At 70.0% G+C, this 16,199-nt stretch carries 12 protein-coding genes and 1 pseudogene; 4 read left to right on the forward strand and 9 right to left on the reverse strand.

All coding sequences use genetic code 11. The annotated features are described in order from the left end of the window. Both ACTHL4_RS14185 and ACTHL4_RS14190 read left to right on the forward strand, forming a co-directional pair. Positions 1–1,543 (forward strand): annotated as a pseudogene (locus ACTHL4_RS14185) (hypothetical protein); the annotation flags it as partial. Between the two features lie 3 nt (positions 1,544–1,546). Then, entirely contained in the window at positions 1,547–2,428 is an 882-nt protein-coding gene (locus tag ACTHL4_RS14190) for a M56 family metallopeptidase (protein WP_440283414.1), read from the forward strand. A 9-nt stretch (positions 2,429–2,437) separates the two neighbouring features. Here ACTHL4_RS14190 and ACTHL4_RS14195 read toward each other — a convergent pair whose 3' ends face one another. From ACTHL4_RS14195 to ACTHL4_RS14220, 6 genes are all read right to left on the reverse strand, one after another. After that, complete coding sequence (locus ACTHL4_RS14195; protein ID WP_440283415.1) at positions 2,438–2,830, reverse strand: BlaI/MecI/CopY family transcriptional regulator; 393 nt, start codon at positions 2,828–2,830, stop codon at positions 2,438–2,440. Then, positions 2,824–6,174 carry a thiol reductant ABC exporter subunit CydC gene (cydC, locus tag ACTHL4_RS14200; RefSeq protein ID WP_440283416.1) on the reverse strand — a complete coding sequence of 1,117 codons (3,351 nt, stop codon included), beginning with the start codon at positions 6,172–6,174 and terminating at the stop codon, positions 2,824–2,826. The genes ACTHL4_RS14195 and cydC overlap by 7 nt, the downstream gene beginning before the upstream one ends. Beyond that, positions 6,174–7,226: a cytochrome d ubiquinol oxidase subunit II gene (gene cydB / locus ACTHL4_RS14205; protein ID WP_440283417.1), complete on the reverse strand. Its 1,053-nt coding sequence runs from the start codon at positions 7,224–7,226 to the stop codon at positions 6,174–6,176. Before cydB ends, cydC begins: the two co-directional genes overlap by 1 nt. A gap of 10 nt (positions 7,227–7,236) precedes the next feature. Then, complete coding sequence (locus tag ACTHL4_RS14210) at positions 7,237–8,694, reverse strand: cytochrome ubiquinol oxidase subunit I (RefSeq protein WP_440283418.1); 1,458 nt, start codon at positions 8,692–8,694, stop codon at positions 7,237–7,239. A 204-nt stretch (positions 8,695–8,898) separates the two neighbouring features. Continuing rightward, positions 8,899–9,831 (reverse strand): pirin family protein, encoded by a 933-nt coding sequence (locus tag ACTHL4_RS14215; protein WP_440283419.1) that lies wholly within the window; start codon positions 9,829–9,831, stop codon positions 8,899–8,901. 54 nt (positions 9,832–9,885) lie between these two features. Beyond that, positions 9,886–10,353, reverse strand: coding sequence for a MarR family winged helix-turn-helix transcriptional regulator (locus tag ACTHL4_RS14220; protein WP_440283420.1), 468 nt, complete (start codon positions 10,351–10,353; stop codon positions 9,886–9,888). 60 nt (positions 10,354–10,413) lie between these two features. On the opposite strand from ACTHL4_RS14220, the gene ACTHL4_RS14225 reads away from it, so the two are divergent. Continuing rightward, positions 10,414–11,358, forward strand: coding sequence for a pirin family protein (locus tag ACTHL4_RS14225; RefSeq protein ID WP_440283421.1), 945 nt, complete (start codon positions 10,414–10,416; stop codon positions 11,356–11,358). A gap of 203 nt (positions 11,359–11,561) precedes the next feature. On the opposite strand, the gene ACTHL4_RS14230 is transcribed toward ACTHL4_RS14225, so the two are convergent. Both ACTHL4_RS14230 and ACTHL4_RS14235 read right to left on the reverse strand, forming a co-directional pair. Beyond that, the gene (locus ACTHL4_RS14230; RefSeq protein WP_440283422.1) at positions 11,562–12,566 is read right to left on the reverse strand and encodes an aldo/keto reductase family protein; all 1,005 of its coding nucleotides are present in this window, start codon (positions 12,564–12,566) and stop codon (positions 11,562–11,564) included. Positions 12,567–12,587: 21 nt separating this feature from the next. After that, positions 12,588–13,934: a cytochrome P450 gene (locus ACTHL4_RS14235; RefSeq protein WP_440283423.1), complete on the reverse strand. Its 1,347-nt coding sequence runs from the start codon at positions 13,932–13,934 to the stop codon at positions 12,588–12,590. A gap of 85 nt (positions 13,935–14,019) precedes the next feature. Between ACTHL4_RS14235 and ACTHL4_RS14240 the strand changes: the two genes are divergently transcribed. After that, a complete protein-coding gene (locus ACTHL4_RS14240) occupies positions 14,020–15,141 on the forward strand; it encodes a P1 family peptidase (protein WP_440283424.1) in 1,122 nt (373 codons plus the stop codon). Here ACTHL4_RS14240 and ACTHL4_RS14245 read toward each other — a convergent pair. After that, positions 15,128–15,979, reverse strand: coding sequence for a GNAT family N-acetyltransferase (locus tag ACTHL4_RS14245; protein ID WP_440283425.1), 852 nt, complete (start codon positions 15,977–15,979; stop codon positions 15,128–15,130). The genes ACTHL4_RS14240 and ACTHL4_RS14245 overlap by 14 nt on opposite strands. Between the last annotated feature and the right edge of the window lie 220 nt (positions 15,980–16,199).

A 16,199-nucleotide genomic window follows, 5' to 3' on the forward strand; every position in this document is an offset into this window, starting at 1 on the left:
CGACGAGCCGGCCCGCGACGACCGAGCACGAGACGAAGCGGGCGACTCGTCCGACGACCCAGACGACACCTCCCACCACACCTCCCCCGGCCCTTACGACGGCTCCGGCCAGACGCCCGACCACGCCGTCATACCTGCGGACGAGCCGGAACCGCAGCCGGCATACGCCCCCGAGCACGACTACCAGCCGACCGAGCATCCGGCGCCCGGCGGCGCCGCGCTCACCGACGACCTCGGCCGGCCGATACCCACGACCACCACCCTGGCCGGCAGCGGCCGCGGCTTCGAGGCCGCTGGGCCCGGCGCCGAACCGGTCGCCGCCCGCGGCACGACCGACCGACCGGACCCGGCGCCGGAACACGGCCCGGACGGTCCGTCACGACGCGGCCTGCTGCTCGGCGGCGCGGGAGCCGTCGTGCTCGCCGGGGCTGCTGTCGCGGGCTTCTTCGCGTTCCGGGGCAACGACGGTCCGACCACCCGCCCGACACCCTCGGTGGCCGGCACCCCGTTGCCCGACGGCATCAGGTCACCGGCAGGACTGCCGTCGAGCTATCTGTGGTCGGTGGTCAAGCTGTCCGACGTCGCGCCCCAGCTCGTGGTCACCGACAAGCAGATGGCCTGCACCGTCGACAACGACACGACCGGCGGCACCGAGCTGATCTCGCTGGACCCGCAGACCGGCAAGTCGCAATGGAAGGCGGACCTGCCGGTCGACGCGGTGGTGTCCAACGGTCCGGCGCTGTGCCCGATCGACGGTGTCGACACGATCGTGCTGACCACGCAGTCGCAGATCATGGCCTACCCCCTCTCCGGCGGCGAGCCCAAGACGTGGCCGCTGGAGTCGAAGTGGAGCTCGGCGCTGACCACCAGCGGCGTCATCGTCACCAAGCCGGAGGACACCGGCAGCGCCTACATCCTGTATGGCGACCGGCTGACCCAGCGCGCGCTACCCAAGAACGCCAACCCGGTGGCGATGCTCGGCGACGGGACACTCGTCGCGACCGACTCGCAGGGCACCGTGTGGTTCAGCACGGATCCCACCACGGCGCCCGCACCCCAGAAGCTCAAGGCGCCGGCCGGCACGACACCCGGCACGTTCGTGGCCGCCACGGCCGACCAGCTGATCACCGCCTTTGTCCCCAACGACGATCCGCAGGCCTCCCGGCTGCGCGCGTTCTCGCTGCCGTCACTGCGACCGCGGATCACCACCGCACCGATCAAGCCCGCGGTGTTCCCGAGCACTTTCATGCTCGCCCCGGACCAGAGTTGGGCGGTCGCCGGCAACGCCTGGATCGACATGCGCACCGGCAAGAGCCACGTCATCACCGCGCAGTGGTCACCCATCGCCATCTCCCAACACAACTCGTGGAGCAAGTCGGGCGACAACGTGCTGACCGCGACCGCTCAGGGCACGTCCCTCGGCCCGGCCACGCAACAGGGCGGCCAGGTGACCGTGCCGCACGGCGGCACCGCCAAGGTCGCCTACTGTGTGGCGTCGGTCGGCAGTGACACGACGCTGTATGCCGTGCCACTCAAGGGCTAGCCGGTGCTGACAGGGGCGTTGTTCCTGGTCGCGGTGCTGCTCACCTGGCCGGTGCCGCGGTTGCTGCCCCGGCTGACCGTCCTGGAACACGTGCCCGGCCCGGCACTGCTGCTCTGGCAGGCGATCTCACTGTCCGCGATCTTCGCCTCGGTCTGCCTGGCACCGCTGGCGATTCTGCAGTTCGTCCGGGACGGCCGGCAGATTCCGGCGCCCGCCGCCAATGTGCCGCTGCTGGTCGTCGGACTCGCGATCGCCGGGCTGGTCATCGCCCGGCTGCTGCTGCAGGGGCACCGGGTCGGCCGCAATCTGCGCGCGGCCCGCCGCGAACACGCCGAACTCGTCGACCTGCTCGGCGATCCGTCGGACGAGGCGTCATACGCGGCGGTGACCGTGCTGGCGCACCCGACACCGACGGCCTACTGCATCCCCGGCCGGCGACGACGGGTGGTGTTGACCGACAGCACTATCCACGCGCTGCCGGGCGACGAACTCGCCGGCGTCCTGGCCCACGAACGCGCACATCTGCGACTGCGGCACGACCTGGTGCTGGAGTTCTTCACCGTGCTGCACACGGCCGTGCCGCAGGCGATCCGCAGCGACCGCGGCATGCAGGAGGTGCGGCTGCTGATCGAGCTGCTGGCCGATCGTGCTGCCTGCCGTGCCGTGGGACGGGTCGCCGTGGCGCGTGCGCTGGTGCAGCTTGCCGGCGGCAGCCACCCGGATGCGACGCTCGGGGCGGCCGGAGCGCCGGCGGCGCGCAGGATGCAGCTGTTGGCCGACGACCGTTCGCATCGCGGGCTTTTCGTCGTGGTGCTCACCGTGGCCGGACTCGTCGTCGTGGGCACCGGCGTCATCGCCTGGGGCGCCCTGCTCGGTGTCGGCTGATCGGTCCGGTCAGTCGGTATGGCGCTTCTCGACCTCGGCCAGTCCGGCGCGCAGCACGTCCAGGTCCTCGGCGGAGGCGTTGTCCAGGAAGTGCAGCAGCGCAGCCTTGCGGTCGTCGGGCGGCAGCGGGGCCAGGCTCGACCGCAGCACCTCGGCGGTCAGCTGGTCGCGGGTCGAGGCGGCGCGGTAACGCCAGGCACGGCCGGCGCGTTCCCGGCTGACCAGATCCTTCTTGGCCAGCCGGTCCAGCACGGTCATCACGGTGGTGTAGGCCAGCTCGCGGTCGACCAGCCGTTCGTGCACTTCGCGGACCGACAACCAGCCGTCCTCGGGCAGCGCCCACAGCTGCTCCATGACCGCGCCTTCCAGGTCACCGAGCCCGGACCGTCCCTGCCTCACCACGACGACACCGTATCCTCACGCGTCGCCGCTCCCGGCAGCTGTATGGCGAACTCACGGTCCGGCGCGAGCTCCGCGATCGCCTGATGCGACACGGCCACGACGGTGGCACCCTCGGTCGCGGCCCGCAGGTCGCGCAGGACCGCGCGTGCGGTCGGCGAGTCGAGGTGCGCGACCGGTTCGTCGAGCAACAGCACCCGCCGGGCGGACAGTAGGGCGCGGGCGATCGCCAACCGGGTGCGTTCACCGCCGCTGAGACTCCGCCCGCCACCCAGTTCGGTCTCCAGCCCGTCCGGCAGCCCGGCCAGCCACCGGCCCAGCCCCGCGGCGACCAGGGCGCGGGTCACCTCGCGGTCACCGGCGTGGGGGCGGGCCAGCTGCTGGTTGGGTGGGTGGGTGCCGGCGAAGAGGTGGGGTTCGTCGTCGAGGAGGGCGTGCTGCGCGCGCAGCTCGGCCACCCTCCGATGGCGCACCTCGGCACCGCCGAATGTGTAGCTGCCGGAGGCGATGTCGAGGTGCCGGGCGAGCACGGCGAGCAGGGTGGACTTGCCGGCACCGTTGACCCCGCTGACGCCGACGCGCTCCCCGGCGGCGATGCGCAGGTCGGCCACGGCGAGGTCCGTGGATTCGCCGGTCCAGGATGCGCGCACGTCGCGCAGTCGGATGTCGGGCCGGCGCGCACCGTCGGGCGTGGTCCGGGGCGCGGCCACGGACGCGACGTCGCGCACGGCCGGTGGCTGGTGGGTGAGCCGGCGCAGTCGGCCGTGCGCCACGCTGCCTCGGGCGGCGGCGCCGACCGCGTCCGGCACGCCCGCGAGCACGTCGGTCAGCGCGAGCGGGCCGAGGACCAGCAGCGCGGCGACGGGTGCGCTCACCTGCCCGTGCGTCAGGCCGCCTTGTGCCACCACCGCGGTGACGACCGTCGCGAGGCCGGCGAGTGCGGTGGTCGTGGCGACTCCGGCGGCTCGGCCGCGCGCGTGCCGGCCCGCGGCGCGAATGCCGTCACGAGCGGCGCGGTCGAGGCGGCCGATGAGCGACGGGACAGCCGAGATCGACTGCGCCGCAGCGAGATGGGTGATCAGCAGTTGTGCTGCGTCGTTGACGGCGCCCCGCGCCCGCAGGGTATGGCGCTGAGCGTCGCGTTCGATCCGGTACTCCCACCCACCGACCAGGCACGCGAGGACCAGCACCGCGGCCAGCACCAGCCCGCTGGCGGGGTGCAGTGCGGTGACCACGCCGAGCGTGAGCACCGCCGTCGAGGCGATGCCGAGCAACGGCACCAACGCACGCACCTGCACATCGACCTCGTCGTCCAGGTCGTGGACGGCCGCGGTGAGCACGTCCGATCGACGATGGCGTCCCAGCCGGGCCGGCGTGAGCGGAATGAGCCGGGTGAAGAGCGTCGCACGGCGCTCCACCAGGTCACCGAGCGCCGCATCGTGCGACCGGATCCGCTCGACATACCGCAGCACCGGCCGGCCGATGCCGAAGGCGCGGACGCAGACGATGGCGACCATCAGGGTGAGCACCGGCGGACGGGTGCTCGCCTGGACGATCAGCCATCCCGAGGTGGCCGTCAGCGCGACACCGCAGGTGGAGGCCAGGGCGCCGACCGTCGCGGCGCGCAACACGCCGGGCGCCGGGCGCCATACCGAGTCGCCACGAACCCGGGACGCGGGCACCTCGAGAGGCTCGTGGGTCGTTCCTCGGCCCCTACGGGGCGCGGTCACCGAGGGGCGGTGAGCCGCGGGGGGCGTGGCCGGCTGCGCTCCCCCGCACACCTCACGGATACCGTGCCGCTCCGCCGTTCCACGATCGCCACGGAACTGGACCACGTTGTCCGCCAGGGCGATCAGGCTCGCGCTGTGGGTGGCGACGACAACTGTCCGGGTGCGCGAGAGGTCCTTGATCATCGCCTCGGCGTGCTGCTGCATGTCCGAGTCCAGGTGCGCGGTGGGTTCGTCCAACAGCACCACGGGAGCGTCGGAGAGCTGGGCACGGGTGAGGGCGAGCAACGCCCGTTGTCCGGCCGAGAGTCCGAACCCGTCATCGCCGACCACGGTCTCCAGACCGGCGGGCAGTCGGCGCAACGGTTCGGGCAACCATGCGTCTCCGTCCGGCAGTTCGGTTGCCAGTGCGATGTTCTCGCCGATGGTCCCGGGCACGACGAAGGGTCGCTGGGTGACGTAGTGCACCGCCGGGCGCTCGACAGTGCCCGTCGTCGGGGTGCGCAGCCCGGCCAGCAGGTCCAGCACAGTGGTCTTGCCGCAGCCCGACGGACCGGTCAGTGCGGTCAGCCCGGCACGGCATTCCAGGTCGAGATCGTGCACCGCCGGCGCCCGCGCACCCGGGTAGCGGTAACCCAGCCCGGTGGCACGCAGCCGGGCACCGGTCGCCGAATACCCTGGTACGCCGTCTGATTCGCGGGCCAGCAGCTCGTCGATCGCCTGCGCACCGTCGGCGGCCGCGTGGAACTCCTGGCCCACCCGGCGGATCGGCCAATACGCCTCCGGCGCCAGGAGTATGGCGACCAGGCCCACCTCCAGCTGCATCCCACCGCTGACCAGCCGCAGTCCCACCGCCACCGCGACGATCGCCACCGAGATCGTGGCGAGCAGTTCCAGCGCGGCGGAGCTGAGGAAGGCGGTGCGCAGGGTCCGCACCGTCGCCGTCCGCCAGCGTTGCCCCACGGCCCGCACCAGGCCCACCTGGTGCTCGGCCCGCTGATAGTTCACCAGCGTGGGCAGGCCGCGCATCACATCGAGGAAATGGCCTGTCAACCGGTCGGTCTCACGCCACCGTGCGGCGGTCTGATCACGGGTGTGCATGCCGATGAGGGCGGCGAAGAGCGGCAGCAACGGCAGCGTCAGCAGCACGATGAGCGCGCTGATCCAGTCGGTCCACGCCAGTGCCAGCAGCGCGAAGGCCGGGACGACCGCGGCGCTGACCAGGGCGGGCAGGTAGCGGGCGACATACGGCTCGACGGCCTCGGCGCCCTGCGTGGCGCGGGTGAGCATGACCGTCTCTCCCGGCCGGGCGTCGATGGTCCGGCGGGACCAGGTGTCGATCGCGCGCCGGCGCAGCAGTGCGGCGACATACGAACCCGCCCAGGCCGCAACGCGTTCGGAGGTGGCCGCAAGCAGCGCCCGCAACCCGAAGACGGACATCACGAACACCGAAGGGCCCAGCAGGGGGCGTTCCCGGACGACCGCCACGACGAGCGTCGCGACGGCCAGCGCCTGGCCGGTCGCCAGGGCGCCCTGCAGCACACCGATGGCGCCGAGTGCCGCGAGGGGCCGCCGCACGCGTGGCTCGGCACGCAGCAGCCGTGCATCGAAGGGTCGCATCAGTGGGTCCCGACCTGCACATCGGCGAGCGGATCGGTCTGCGGGGCAAGGTGATCGGTGTGGATTCGCTTGCGGAAGACCCAGTAGTTCCAGGCGGTGTAGAGCAGCATGATCGGCGTGAAGACGACCGCCGCGCCGGTCATGATCTGCAGAGTCAGATGCGAGCTTGCCGCAGTGTGCACCGTCAGGCTGTATGCCGCCGAGGTGGTGCTCGGCATCACGTCGGGGTATGCCGCCAGGAAGTATGCCGCGACCGACGCGCCGATGGTCAGGAACGTCCCGCTGAACGCCAGTCCGTCCCGCCCGATACGGTCGGCGGCCAGGGCGCCCACTAAGGCCAGCAGGCCGATCGAGGACACCAGCCAGGACCACACGGTGCCGGTGTGCACGTTGACCCAGACCAGCAGCGCGACCGCGAGAACCGCTGCCACCGGCGCGGATCGGCGCGCCACCCGGCGGGCATCCTCCCCGATGGAGCCGGCGGTCTTGAGCGCGAGGAAGAACGCGCCGTGGACCAGTGAGAGTGCCACGAAGGTGACGCCACCGAGCAGGCTCATCGGCCCCAGCAGGGTCAGGAAGTCACCGGTGAAGTTGCCACTGCTGTCGACCGGCACACCGTGGATGAGGTTGGTCAGCGCGATGCCGACCAACAGCGGCGGCAGCACCGATCCGGCGATGATGGCGGCGTCCCAGCCGGCGCGCCAGCGGTCGCTGTCCCGTTTGTAGCGGTAGTCCAGTCCCATGTTGCGCAGGATCAGCGCGACCAGGACCAGCAGCATGGCCAGGTAGAAGCCACTGAACATGGTGGCGTACCAGGCCGGGAACGCCGCGAACATGGCACCGCCCGCAGTGATCAGCCACACTTCGTTGCCGTCCCAGAAGGGGCCGATGGTGGTCAGCATGAGCCGGCGCCGGGTGTTGGTCTCGCCCTTGTCGCGGCCCCGGCCGATGATCGCCAGCAGCATGCCGACGCCGAAGTCGAAGCCCTCGAGGATCAGGTAGCCCGCCCAGAGCAGCCCGATGAGGATGAACCAGAAGGTTTCCAAAGACATCGCGAATTCCTCAGTACGAGAACGCCAGCGGCTTGTTGTCCGCGGCCGGTTCGGTGGGTCGGTAGGCGTCGGCACCGCGCCGGATGTAGTCGAGCATCAACCTCACCTCGACGACCGCGAGGCCGGCATACAGGACGGTGAAGACGACCATCGAGGTGATCACCGATGCGGTGCTGACCGTCGGCGAGACGCCGGAGGAGGTGGTCATGACGCCATACACCAGCCACGGCTGCCGCCCCGTCTCGGTGAAGATCCACCCGAAACTGTTGCCCAGCACCGGAAGCAGCGGCGCGACGATGCCGGCCAGTACCAGCCACCGCGGTAGGTCGGAGCGCCCCTTGCGGGTCAGCCAGAGCACGACGATCGAGATCGCGGAGGCCAGCATCCCGACGCCGATCATCAACCGGAAGGACCAGTAGGCGAGCGGGATGTTCGGAGTGAAGACGGCGTCGGCCGGTTGCACGTACCGGGCCGGTTCGCCGCGCTGCGCGGCCGCCGCCGCGATCTGCCGCGGCAACTCCCGCTTCAGGTCGTTGATCCCCTGGACCTTCCCGTCGAAGGACCCGGTGCCCAGGAAGCTGAGCACGCACGGCACCGTGATCGCATACTTCTCGTGCTCACCGTCCAGCGAGCCGACGGTGAAGATCGAGAACTCCGCACAGCTGTCCCGGGTGGTGTACAGCGCTTCTGCCGCAGCCATTTTCATCGGCTGCACCTCGGTCATCACCTTGCCCTGGGTGTCGCCGGTGATGGCGACCCCGATGCCGGCGACGAGGGTGACGATGGCGCCGATCCGGGCCGCCTTCCGGTACATCTGCGTGTCCTGCCGGTGGTGGGGAGAAGATGTGCGCATCGACCACAGGCCGACGCCCATGACCAACGCACCACCGCAGAGGTATGCCGCGGCGAGGACGTGCGGGAAGGTGACCAGCTGCACCTTGTTGGTCAGTACGGCGACGAAGTCGGTCAGCTCAGCGCGGCCGGTGTCCGGGTTGTACCTGTAGCCCACGGGGTGCTGCATGAAGGAGTTGGCGGCCAGGATGAAGTATGCCGACAGCACCGTGCCGATGTGCACGACCCACATGCAGGCGGCGTGGATCTTCTCCGGGACGCGCCCCCAACCGAAGATCCACAGGCCCAGGAAGGTGGATTCGAGGAAGAAGGCCAGCAACGCCTCGAAGGCCAGCGGCGCACCGAAGATGTCGCCGACGAACTTGCTGTAGTCCGACCAGTTCATCCCGAACTGGAACTCCTGCACGATGCCGGTGACCAGGCCGAGGGCGAAGTTGATGGTGAACAGCTTGCCGAAGAACTTGGCGAGGCGCAGCAACTGGGGATCGCGCCGGCGCAGGTACCAGGTATGGAATCCCGCGACGATCGCCGACAGGCCGATCGTGATCGGCACGAACAGGAAGTGGTAGACCGTCGTGATGGCGAACTGCCACCGCGCCAGCTCGAGGGCGTCCACGCCATCTCCTCCGTTGACTACTACGTATTGTCGTAGCCAACGTTACTACGCCACGTAGTAACCAGCGCAACGCCCCGACGTCACTTCACCGAGCGGACACATAACGCACCGAGCGGACACGAAAGTCGCGCCATACAGCAGCGATTTTCGTGTCCGCTCGATCCGTTGTTGTTCGGTCAGTGCCGGAGGTGCCCGTCGGCGGGCTCAGAGGATGTCGTGGCCGGGGTGCGGTTCGGCCGGCACGGTGCCGAGGCGTCCGGCCTGGAAGTCCTCGAACGCAGCGATCAGTTCCTCGCGGGTGTTCATCACGAACGGGCCGTATGCCGCGACAGGCTCGCGAAGGGGCCGGCCGCCCATGATGTAGAGCTCCAGGCTCGGGCTGTGCGACTCCTGGTTGTCATCCGCCGCGACCTCGATGACGTCACCGGGCCCGAAGACGGCCAGCTGACCCATCTCGATCGGGCGCCGCTCGGCGCCCACCGAGCCGCGACCGGCGAGCGCGTAGACCCGCGCGTTGAAGTCGGTGCGCCACGGCAGCTGGACGCGGGCGCCCGGCGCGACCGTCGCGTGCACGACGGAGATCGGGGTGTGGGTGATGCCCGGGCCCGTGTGCCCCTCCACCTCGCCGGCGATGACGCGCAGCAGCGCGCCACCGTCCGGGCTGGACAGCAGCCCGACCTCCCGGGCGCGGATGTCCTGGTAGCGCGGGTCGCTCATCTTCATCGTGCTCGGCAGGTTGACCCACAGCTGCAAGCCGTGGAAGAGCCCGCCGGACACCACCAGCGACTCCGGTGGCTTCTCGATGTGCAGCAGACCGGAGCCGGCGGTCATCCACTGTGTGTCGCCGTCGGTGATCCGGCCACCGCCGCCGTTGCTGTCCTGGTGCTCGAAGACCCCGTCGATGATGTAGGTGACGGTCTCGAAGCCGCGGTGGGGGTGCCACGGAGTGCCCTTCGGCTCCCCTGGCGCATATTCGACCTCACCCATCTGGTCCATGTGGATGAACGGATCCAGATCCGCCATCGACACCCCGGCGAACGCGCGGCGCACCGGGAAGCCCTCACCCTCGAACCCCTGCGGGGCGGTGGTCAGCGACTTCACCGCCCGCGATCGGGCACCCGGTGCGGGAGTGGACACGCGCGGAAGGGTCAGGATGTTCGACACTGTGACAGCAGGCATGCCGGTACCAACTTACTTCAGATTTGAATTATTCCGGAGTGCTTCCGGGTCGCGCAGCCGCGCGGTGAGCCGGCTGAAGACCGCGTCGAGCGTTGCGACCTCGTCGGCGCTCAGGTCGTCGACGAACAGTTCGCGCACCGCCGTCAGATGTGAGCGCCCGGCGCGGTCGAAGGCCTCCCGTCCGGCGTCCGTCAGACAGGCCCGTATGACGCGCGCGTCCGCCGCGTCACGCTCGCGGCATACCAACCCACGGCGCTCGAGCACGCCGATCTGGTAGGTGAGCCGGCTGCTGGAGAACACCATTGCCCGGGCCAGGTCGCCCATCCGCAGCCCGTCGGGCGTCTCGGCCAGTAGCAACAGGATGTTGTACTCGACGAGGCTGAGGTCCGCGGCGTCGCGCAGCCGATCGTCCAGGGCGCGCTGCAGCAGGACGCTGGATTCGAAGTAGGAGCGCCACATGCGCACGCGGGAAGCGGCCACCGGGCCAGCCTAACTTCACATCCGAGGGGTGGCCGGATGCGTGAAGTTAGGGTGTACGGCGTGACCACCCTTCACCGCCTGGAGCCTCGCGAGGTGCCCCTGGGCGGCCTGCGGGCCATGCAGGTCCAGCGCACGCTGCCGCACCGCGACCGCACACTGGTGGGCGCCTGGTGCTTCGTCGATCACTTCAAGCCGTCGAGCAGCCGCATGGATGTCGCACCGCACCCGCACTGCGGCTTGCAGACGGTGACCTGGCTGTTCGACGGCGAGGTGGAGCACCGCGACAGCGCGGGCAATGTCCAGTTGGTGCGGCCGGGCGAGGTCAACCTGATGACGGCCGGTCACGGCATCAGCCACTCGGAGGTGTCCACGTCGGTCGGTCTGCGCGGGGTGCAGTTGTGGGTCGCCCAGCCGGACGCGGATCGGTCGGGCAGCAATGGTTTCGACCATTTCGCGACGACGCTCACCGATTTGTCGGTGATGTCTGGTGCGGCCACCGCACGGGTCTTCGTCGGCGAGTTGGAAGGTGCCTCGTCACCGGTGCGCACCTTCAGCCCGCTGATCGCCGCGGAGTTGGTGCTCGGGCCGGGCACGGCCGTCGACATCACCGTCGAGCCGGGCTTCGAGCATGCGGTGCTGCTCGACGAGGGCCGGCTCACCATCGCGCCCGGCGACGCCACGGAGGAGGAAGCCCTGGCCCTCGCGGAGTCCGAGCTCGGCCTGGTCGATCCCGGTCGCGAGTTCATCCGCTTCATGACCGGCGACACCGCCGCTCGCGCGATCCTCATCGGCGGTGCCCCGCTGGACGAGGAGTTGCTGATGTGGTGGAACTTCATCGCGCGCAGCCACGAGGAGATCGTCGCCGCGCGCGACGAGTGGCAAGCGGACTCAGGGCGCTTCGGTCGGGTCGAGGGGTATGTCGGCCCGATCGACCGCATCCCGGCGCCCGACCTGCCGCCGGTGCGACTGAAGCCGCGCACACCGCGCCCCACGTCGGTCGAGTAATCGCCGCGTCGGTCGAGTAATCGCCGCGTCGGTCGAGTAATCGCCGCGTCGGTCGAGTAATCGCCGCGGCGGTCGCGTAGGGCGAGGGGGTAGCCGAGGCCGTATCGAGACCACGCACGTGGTCTCGTGGTCTCGATACGCTCGTTCCTCGCTACTCGACCGACGAGACTGCCCGACCGACGAGACTGCCCGGCCGAGCAGGCTCAGACGATGCGCGTCTCCGGCGACACCGTCAGCGACGCGTCACGCTGGGCAAGGTCACCGATGGCGTCGTCGATCCGAGACAGCACGTCGGCGTCGAGGCGGACACCGGACGCCTTGACGTTCTCGGTGACCTGCTCGGGGCGCGAGGCGCCGATCAGCGCACTGGCGACATTGTCGTTCTGCAGCACCCAGGCCACCGCGAGCTGCGCCATGGACAGTCCGAGGTCGTCGGCGATCGGCGCGAGTTTCTGCACACCGGTGAGAGTTTCGTCGTTGAGGAAGCGCGAAATCATGTCCGCGCCGCCCTTCTCGTCGGTGGCGCGGCTGCCGGCGGGAGGCTGCTGGCCGGGCTGGTACTTCCCGGTCAAAATGCCCTGCGCGACCGGCGACCAGACGATCTGCGAGATGCCCAGCTCCTGTGAGGTGGGCACCACTTCCTCCTCGATGACCCGCCACAGCATCGAGTACTGCGGCTGGTTCGAGATCAGCTGGAATCCGAGTTCGTCGGCCAGTTTGTGTCCCTCGCGCAGTTGCTGCGAGCTCCACTCGCTGACGCCGACATACAGGACCTTGCCCTGCCGGACGAGGTCGGCGAACGCCTGCATCGTCTCTTCCAGCGGCGTCTCGTAGTCGTAGCGGTGCGCCTGGTAGAGGTCGACGTAATCGGTGCCGAGCCGCTGGAGGGAGCCGTTGATCGACTCGGTGATGTGCTTGCGCGACAGGCCGGTGTCGTTGTGTCCCTTGGGGCCGGTCGGGAAGTAGACCTTGGTGAAGATCTCCAGGCTCTCCCGGCGCTCACCCTTGAGCGCCTCGCCCAGCACGGTCTCGGCCGCGGTGTTGGCGTAGACGTCAGCGGTGTCGAAGGTGGTGATGCCCGCGTCGAGTGCGGCGCGCACGCAGGCCAGCGCCGCGTCGTTCTCGACCTGGGACCCGTGGGTGAGCCAGTTGCCGTAGGTGATCTCCGAGATCTTCAGGCCTGAATTGCCGAGGTAGCGAAACTCCATGGCTCCCACCGTACGTCGGTGTCATGAGGCGGCGCTCACGACGTCGGTCAGCTCGGTACGGTCGGCGAGCGTGAGGCGCGCCGGCAGGTTGGCCCAGCCGCGCAGGATGCGGGTCGACCGGCGCTCGGCTCCGGGCAACAGCTCGACGCCACCGAAGCGGTCGTAAAGCGCGCGCAGCCCGACCTCACCCTCCATCCGGGCCAGTGCCGCTCCGAGGCAGTAGTGACGCCCGGCCGAGAACGACAGGTGATCACGGGCGTTCGCCCGCTGTATGTCGAACCGGTCCGGATCCTCGAAAACCTTCGGGTCACGATTGGCGCCGGCCAGCACGGTGATGACGAGCTCGGCCTCCTTCAGCCGCTGACCGGTGATCTCGATGTCGCGGCTGACCTGTCGGCCGGTGAGCAGCACCGGCGGGTCGAAGCGCAGGATCTCCTCGACCGCATTGGCCCACCGGTCCGGTTCCGCGCGCAGCAGCCGCAACTGCTCCGGGTGCTCGTCGAGCAGCCGGATCCCGTTGCCCAGCAGATTGACGGTGGTCTCGAACCCTGCGGCGAGGACGAGGCCAGCGGTGGCCTTGAGCTCACGTTCGTTCAGCTGTCCGCCCTCATCGCTGGCCTGCACGAGCTGGCTGAACAGGTCGTCGCCGGGATGCCTGCGAAGGTGGGCAAGATGCTCGCCGAGCCACGCATCGAACTCGTCGAGCGAGCTCTCGACCTCGCGGAAGTCCCGCCAGCTGAGGCCCATGTCGAGGCTGGGTGCCGCGCCGCCGCCGAGCCGGAGCACCAGGTCGCGGTCCTGTTGCGGCACCCCGAGGATCTCCGAGATGACCTCGACCGGCAGGCGCGCGCAGTAGGACTCGACCAGGTCGACGGGCCGGTCCGCGGGGAGCTGGTCCAGCAGGTCCGAGGCGATCTGCTCGGTGCGCACCCGCAGCTTCTCCACGGCGCGCGCGGTGAAGACACGCGTGACCAGTCTGCGGTAGCGGGTGTGGTCCGGCGGCTCGACCGCGAGCAGTGAGGGCGACTCGACCGGATTGACGCCGTCCCGCTTCGCCCACCTACCGAGCTTGCCGAGCAGGGTGCCGTCCTCGAAGATGAACCCGGCGTGAACATCGTTGCTGCTCAACGTCTCCCGCACGGCTTCATGATCCACGGTGATGTGTCCGAGGCGCCAGCGCGCCATGGTGCCTGCGGCTCGGATCTCGTCCATGAGTGGCACCAGATCACGCGTGCTGACCCGCTCGGCCTGGGTGGACATCCGGCCCTGGAGATCGCCCCGGCGCGCGGCGATCCGCATGAGACCGCCGGGCAGACCGTGCCCGAGGCCCCAGCGCACGGCGCGTTTGAGCGCGTCTGCTGAGTTCATCAACGCCTCCGCGTTACGACAGGTGTAGTGGCCTACTTCACAGTAGGCCCGAACGCGCCGGGGCGCCACCGTCTACGGTGAAGCCATGCCGCTCCAGGAGTGCTCTGCCGCAGCTTCCCGACGGGTCCGTGCACGGGAGCTGGGCGTCGCGCCCGGGACCGGGAGGCCGGGCCCGGCGAACTCCATCACCGACGTTCCGGGCGTGCGCGTGGGCCAGGTGACGATCCGCGAGGGCACCCGGCTGCACACCGGTGTCACCGCAATCGTGCTGGATGCGGTGGATGTGGCCGGTGGGAGACTGCCGGCCGGGCTCTTCGTCGGCAACGGTTACGGAAAACTCGTCGGCGCAACGCAATTGGCCGAGCTCGGCGAGATCGAGACGCCGATCCTGCTGACCGGCACGCTGTCCGCCTTCCGGGTGGCCGACGCCCTCGTCTCCTACGTGCTGGCCACACCGGGCAACGAGCAGGTCGAGTCGCTCAACCCGGTGGTCGGCGAGACCAACGACGGCCATCTGTCCGACATCCGCAGCCGCCCGGTGACCGAGGCACACGTCCTGCAGGCCCTGGCCGATGCGACGGCGGAGCCGGTGGAGCAGGGCTGTGTCGGTGCCGGCACGGGCACTGCGGCCCTGGGCTTCAAGGGCGGGATCGGCAGCTCGTCACGGGTGGTCGATCTCGGTGCACACGGCAGCTGCACCGTCGGCGTGCTCGCGCAGACGAATTTCTCCGGCACGCTCACCGTGCGCGGCATACCGATCACTCCACGGGAAGCGCTCGGTCTCAACACACCTGGTCTCGACACACCTCCTCCGCTGCGCTCCCCCGGCACTCGACCAGCTGATGATGAAGAGCCGCAGGGCAATTCGTGCATGCTCGTGGTCGCCGTGGACGCCGGCCTCGACGCCCGTCAGCTGACCCGGGTCGCCACCCGTGCGGTCTTCGGTATGGCGCACGCCGGATCCGACTTCGCCCAGGGCAGCGGCGATTACGCGATCGCCTTCGACACCGGGCGGTCGCGCGGCATCCCCGACAACGCGCTCAACCCGGTCTTCTTCGCAGTCCAGGAGGCCGTCGCCGAGGCGGTGCTGGACTCGCTCTTCCTGGCCACGACGACGGAGGGGTTCCACGACCACGTCATGCACGCCGTGCCGCTGGACTTCGTCCTCGAGAAGTGCGCCGCCGCAGGGGTGCTCACGCGAAGCTGAGCCGCAGGTCGTCACCGAGGTGCCGATAGCCGAGCGCCCGGTAGATCTTGTTGGAGGTCGGATTGGCCAGCTGGGTGTAGAGCATGCAGGTGTGTCCCCGCTCCTGCTCGCGCCGGCTCGCCGCAGCCACCACCGCGCTGGCGTAGCCGTGACCGCGCTCGGCCCGCGGGGTGTACACACCGGACACCCGCACGACGCCGCCGTATGGCGCGCTTGCCCAGCACATCGCGACCGGACGGCCGGCGATCTGCCAGAGGCTGACGTTGCCCACGGCGATCTGCCGCCGGGCCGTGGCCTCGGCGTTGATCTCGCGGTCTCCGATCTCGACCAGGAAGTCGCGCACCCAGCCGGTGAGGAGCGGCAGCTGCGACTCGTCGGCGATGACGTGATCGCCGTCGACCGCCCACGGCAGTTGCGCCGGCACCGGCAAGTCGTAGACGCCGATGCCCTCCCGCCCGATGATGCGTCCACCCGTGGGCTCGAGATAGGCGTCGGCGAAGTCGAGCGCCGCGTCCCGTGGGCCATTGACTCCCGGGACCGGTGCACCGCAGGCGCGCAGGTGGTCCGCCAGGGCGGGCATCGCGCCCGGCAGGTCGGTCGGCAGGTGCAACGGCTGCGGTGCGGTCAGCATCGCGACCAGCGCAGCGGCGCCGTGCTCGTCCTGGACGGCATACCAGCGCGGCTCGACATACCGGCTCGGCTCGGCCAGCAGTGACCCGGTGACGGTCGAGAACACCGAGTAGGCCACCGGATCCGTCGCCACGAGCTGCTGCGCACAGGAGATCGCCTCGCGGGGGTCGGTCAACGTGCGCACCTGCCATGGGGTCGTGTCGCTCATGCCGCCGATCCTGGCAGTACCAGGCGGCCGCGGCCACCGAGTTCGGGCGCTGTCGAGATGGATTCGGCTCCCGTCGAATCGTTGTGCGCCCGTGGCGGCGCCCGCAAGCTGGTCCCGTAGCAAGCCGCCGGAGGGGGCGACGGGTCGAGGCGCACGCTGTCCGCAGGGGGGTGAGCGTGGGCCGCGGTGTGTGGGGAGGGGGTCGCGGGGCTCACGTGGG

It is taken from the genome of Flexivirga sp. (assembly GCF_051955415.1).
Taxonomy (GTDB): Bacteria; Actinomycetota; Actinomycetes; order Actinomycetales; family Dermatophilaceae; genus Flexivirga.

Bases quoted from the DNA above. Each gene is read 5' to 3' on its own strand.
- ACTHL4_RS14235 (WP_440283423.1), bottom strand. From the start codon at position 13,934: ATGAACTCAGCAGACGCGCTCAAACGCGCCGTGCGCTGGGGCCTCGGG.
- cydC (WP_440283416.1), bottom strand. From the start codon at position 6,174: ATGCGACCCTTCGATGCACGGCTGCTGCGTGCCGAGCCACGCGTGCGG.
- ACTHL4_RS14245 (WP_440283425.1), bottom strand. From the start codon at position 15,979: ATGAGCGACACGACCCCATGGCAGGTGCGCACGTTGACCGACCCCCGC.
- ACTHL4_RS14240 (WP_440283424.1), top strand. From the start codon at position 14,020: ATGCCGCTCCAGGAGTGCTCTGCCGCAGCTTCCCGACGGGTCCGTGCA.
- ACTHL4_RS14230 (WP_440283422.1), bottom strand. From the start codon at position 12,566: ATGGAGTTTCGCTACCTCGGCAATTCAGGCCTGAAGATCTCGGAGATC.
- cydB (WP_440283417.1), bottom strand. From the start codon at position 7,226: ATGTCTTTGGAAACCTTCTGGTTCATCCTCATCGGGCTGCTCTGGGCG.